This window comes from Actinosynnema sp. (assembly GCF_052038725.1).
Window position 1 is genome coordinate 1 of the sequence record NZ_JBQGCX010000548.1, and the last position, 4,399, is coordinate 4,399.

Here is a 4,399-nt window from a genome sequence, read left to right on the forward strand (position 1 = left end):
ACGATCGACGAGGTGGTCGCGCGGGCGCTGTCCGGGCTGGACGAGCGGGCGGCGGTGTCGGTGGAGGTGCCCGAGGACCTGCCGCCGGTGCTGGCGGACGGCGGGCTGCTGGAGCGGGTGGTGGCCAACGTGGTGGACAACGCGCTGCGGCACGGCCGGATGGCGCCCCGGCGGGTGGTGGACGTGGACGGCGACGGGGTGATCACCGAGCACGAGCCGGAGGTGGTGGTGCGGGCCAGCGCGCACGACGACCGGGTGGAGCTGCGCGTGGTGGACCACGGCAGCCGCGTGCCGGAGAAGTCCGCGCGGGCGGTGTTCACCCCGTTCCAGCGGCTCGGCGACCGGGACAGCACGCCGGGCGTGGGGCTGGGGCTCAGCGTGGCCAAGGGCTTCGTGGACGCGATGGGCGGCGCGATCAGCGCCGAGGACACGCCGGGCGGCGGGCTGACCATGGTGATCTCGCTGCCGGTGGCGGACGCGTGGGCAGCGGACGCCTGAAGAACAGCCGCACGACCCCGAACCCGGTGCGGGGGCGGGATCACCGCGCCCGCAACCGGTCGAACGCCGCCTGGCTGCCGGGGTCGGCGGCACGCATGATCACCAGCAGCTGATCGGGGTCCTGCAAGGGTTTCAGCGTCTCGTACTGCACCGACAGCACCCCCACCTCGGGGTGCCGCAACGCCTTGCTGCCCCGGCCGGTCGCCATGACGTCCCGCTCGGCCCACACCCTGGCGAACTCCGGGTTGCCCTCGGTGAACTCGCCGATGAGCGCGGTCAGCGCCACGTCGTCCGGGTGCGCGGCCCACGCCGCCCGCATGTGCGCCACGCCCTCCCGCACGACCCGCTCGCGGTCCAGGTAGAACTCGCGCACGTCCGGGTGCATCAGGCACAGCCACATGGAGTTGCGCCGGGCGGGCGGCAGGGTGTCGACGTCCACCAGCAGCGCGGCCAGCTCCGGGTTCCAGGCCAGGATGTCGAACCGGTGGTTGAGCAGCATCGCGGGCAGCGGCGACAGGTCGGCCACCAGCCGGGCCAGCGGCGCGACCGCCTCGGTGGTCAGCCCGCCGCGCCCCGGTGGCCGCCGCCGCGCCAGGTCGAACAGGTAGGTGCGCTCGTCGGGGGCGAGCCGCAGCGCGCGGGCCAGCGCCTCCACCACCTCCACCGAGGGACGCAGCCCGCGCGCCTGCTCCAGCCGCACCACGTAGTCCACGCTCACCCCGGCCAGCTCGGCGACCGCCTCCCGGCGCAGCCCCGGGGTGCGCCGGGCCCGCTCGCGCGCGGGCAGCCCGAGGTCGCCGGGGTCCAGGCGCTCCCGGCGGCTGCGCAGGAAGGCGGCCAGCTCGCGGTTCCGGTCCACAGCGGGGGTCGTCATGACCGGCTCAACGGCGGAGGGTGGGAAGGCTGTTCCCAGGAAGCGCTCTCCCTTACCGCGCCGGACCGCCGCGAACAGACTCGTCCCCGGCACGAGGAACACGACAACCGGAGACGTACATGCCACTGACCCTGGACACCTACCGCCTGCTGGGCCGCTCCGGCCTGCGGGTCTCCCCGCTCGCGCTGGGCACGGCCACGTTCGGCACCGAGCACGGCTGGGGCGCGGACAAGGCCGAGGCGCGGCAGCTGTTCGACGCCTACGTCGAGCGCGGCGGCAACTTCATCGACACCGCGAACACCTACACCGACGGCACGTCCGAGCGCTGGCTGGGCGAGTTCACCCGCGGCAGCAGGGAAACCCTCGTGCTGTCGACGAAGTACACGACGCTGCGCAGGCCGGGCGACCCGAACTCGGCGGGCAGCCACCGCAAGAGCATGGTCTCGTCGGTGGAGAGCAGCCTGACCCGGCTGGGCACCGACCACCTCGACCTGCTGCACCTGCACGTGTGGGACTTCACCACCCCGGTGGAGGAGATCCTGCGCGCCATGGACGACCTGGTGCGGCGCGGGAAGGTGCTGCACGTGGCGATGTCCAACGCGCCCGCGTGGGAGGTGTCCCGGATGCAGGCGATCGCCGACCTGCGCGGCTGGTCGCCGCTGGTGGCGCTGCAGGTCGAGTACAACCTGGCCAACCGGGCGGCCGAGCGCGACCTGATCCCGATGGCGCGGGCGGCGGGCCTCGGCGTGACCCCGTACTCCCCGCTGGCGGGCGGGCTGCTGACCGGCAAGTACGGGCGCGCCGGGGGTGCGGCGGACAGCGCGCGGGAGGGGTTCAACACCGCGCTGGGGCTGGTGACCGGGCGGAACCTGGCGATCGCCGAGGAGGTGACGCGGGTGGCGGGGGAACTCGGGCGCACCGCGGCGCAGGTGGCGCTGGCCTGGACGTTGGCCAACCCCGCCGTGGTCGCCCCGGTGCTGGGCGCGCGGACCCCGGCGCAGCTTGCGGACAACCTGGGGGCGCTGGAGGTGGAGCTGACGGCGGACCACCTGGCCCGCCTGGACGAGGTGAGCCGGATCGAGCTGGGCTACCCGCACGACCTGCTGGCGAGCGACCACATCCGCGCCGTCGTGCGCGGCGACCTGAAGCTGGCGCGGTGAGCACCCCGACCGCCGTCCTGCTGGGCGTGGGCACCGGCCTCGGCCCCGCGCTGGCCAGGCGCTTCGGCCGCGAGGGCCACCGGGTGGCCCTGGTGGCGCGCGACCACGGCCGCCTGGCCGCGCTGGCGGGCGAGCTCGCCGGGGAGGGCGTGGAGGCCGAGCCGTTCACCGCCGACCTGTCCCACCCCGCCGAGGTCCCGGACCTGGTCGAGCGGGTCCGGGCCCGGTTCGGCCGGATCGACGTGGTGGTGTGCGCGCCGCTCGACCTGTCCGGCTTCACCCCCGCCGCCGAGCTGACGCCGCAGGTGGCGGGCAGGCTGGTGGACCTGTACTACCTGACCCCGGTGGCGGTGGTGCGGGCCGTGCTGTGGGAGCTGCGCGAGCGCGGCGGCGGCAGCGTCCTGATCGCCCAGAGCGTCTCGGCGACCCACCCGGCCCCGCGCCTGAGCGGCATCGGTCCGGCGATGGCCGCGACCCGCAACTACGCGCAGAGCCTGTTCGCGGAGGTGGCGCGGCACGGCGTGCACGTGGCGACGCTCCAGATCGGCGGCATGATCACCGGGAGCGCCGTGCACGCCGCGCTGCGGTCCGGGGCGATCACCCCGGACGTGGACTTCCCGGAGCTGGACCCGGCCGAGGTCGCGGAAGCGCTGTGGCGCTCGCACACCGAGCGCGACCGCCCCGACGGCCGGATCCCGGCGCTCGGGTAGCGCTCACCCGCCGGTCGGGACGGCCGCCCCGACCGGCGCGTGGGCCGCGCGCCGCAGCTCCCGCCACGCCAGCACCACCAGGAAAGCCAGTCCCAGCACCGCGTAGGCGTCGCCCACGAGGTGCTGCCACCACGCCCAGTCCAGCTCGACGTCCCCGGTCCTGGGCAGCAACCAGTGCGGTCCCACCAGCAGCACCGCCCCGACCGCGACACGGGCCCGCCCGCGCAGCAGGAGCAGCGCGGGCGCGGCCCACACCCAGTGGTGCGACCAGGACACCGGCGACACCAGCACCCCGGCGGCGGCCGTGGCCACCACGGCGGTGAGGTCGTCGCGCACCCCTCGCAGCACGACGACCAGCAGCGCCAGCACCACCGCGCACGCCGCGAACCACAGCGGCCCGTCGAGCCCGAGGCGCACCAGCACGCCCTTGACCGACTGGTTGCCCGCGTAGGGCAGCCCGCCGACGCGGTCCGGGTCGACGACGGCGGAGGTCCAGAACACCACCGAGTCGCGCGGCGCGAGGAACCACCCCAGCACCGCGCACCCGGCGAAGGCCGCCCCCGCCGTCACCGCGGCCCGGAAGTCCCTGCGGGAGAGCAGGAACAGCACGAAGATCGCGGGCGTGAGCTTGACCGACGCGGCGATCCCGAGCAGCAGCCCGCGCGGCCACGGCGGGCGCGGCAGCAGGCAGTCCGCCGCCACCAGGGCCAGCAGCAGCAGGTTGACCTGCCCCAGCTCCAGGGTCCCGCGCACCGGTTCCAGCAGCAGGCACGCGGACGCCAGCCACAGCCCGCCCTCCCGCTCCCCCGCCGCGAGCACGCACACCCACCCCAGCAGCAGCACCCCGGCGGCGGTCCACAGCCCCACGACCAGCGGCCACGGCAGCAGCTCCAGCGGCGCGAACAGCGCGGCGGCGAACGGCGGGTAGGTGAACGGCAGCCCGTTCGGGCCGGGGAACGAGGCCCCGTACAGCTCGCCGCCCGCCAGCCAGACCCGCCCGCCGGTCAGGTAGACCCGCAGGTCCAGCAGCGAGGCGCTCACCCCGCGCCAGAGGAAGACGACGACCGCGGCCGTCGCGCACCCCGCCCCCACCCGCCCGGCGGTGCTCCCCTTGCGGGCCACGGCGTCCGGCGCGCGCCCCCCGCCGCGCGGGCCCG

Annotated in this window: 5 protein-coding genes; 3 read left to right on the plus strand and 2 right to left on the minus strand. The window is 75.8% G+C overall.

Going from position 1 to position 4,399, the window contains the following annotated elements:
* On the plus strand, window positions 1-498 hold a 498-nt coding region (locus ACTUAL_RS11050; RefSeq protein WP_440900185.1), incomplete at its 5' end, for a sensor histidine kinase.
* A 40-nt stretch (window positions 499-538) separates the two neighbouring features.
* On the opposite strand, the gene ACTUAL_RS11055 is transcribed toward ACTUAL_RS11050, so the two are convergent.
* Window positions 539-1,372: a helix-turn-helix transcriptional regulator gene (locus ACTUAL_RS11055; RefSeq protein ID WP_440900186.1), complete on the minus strand. Its 834-nt coding sequence runs from the start codon at window positions 1,370-1,372 to the stop codon at window positions 539-541.
* Between the two features lie 119 nt (window positions 1,373-1,491).
* Here ACTUAL_RS11055 and ACTUAL_RS11060 point away from each other — a divergent pair, with 119 nt between their 5' ends.
* Complete coding sequence (locus ACTUAL_RS11060) at window positions 1,492-2,532, plus strand: aldo/keto reductase (protein ID WP_096494058.1); 1,041 nt, start codon at window positions 1,492-1,494, stop codon at window positions 2,530-2,532.
* Window positions 2,529-3,242 carry an SDR family NAD(P)-dependent oxidoreductase gene (locus ACTUAL_RS11065; RefSeq protein ID WP_440900187.1) on the plus strand — a complete coding sequence of 238 codons (714 nt, stop codon included), beginning with the start codon at window positions 2,529-2,531 and terminating at the stop codon, window positions 3,240-3,242. Before ACTUAL_RS11060 ends, ACTUAL_RS11065 begins: the two co-directional genes overlap by 4 nt.
* A 3-nt stretch (window positions 3,243-3,245) precedes the next feature.
* On the opposite strand, the gene ACTUAL_RS11070 is transcribed toward ACTUAL_RS11065, so the two are convergent.
* On the minus strand, window positions 3,246-4,399 hold a 1,154-nt coding region (locus tag ACTUAL_RS11070), incomplete at its 5' end, for a glycosyltransferase 87 family protein (RefSeq protein ID WP_440900188.1).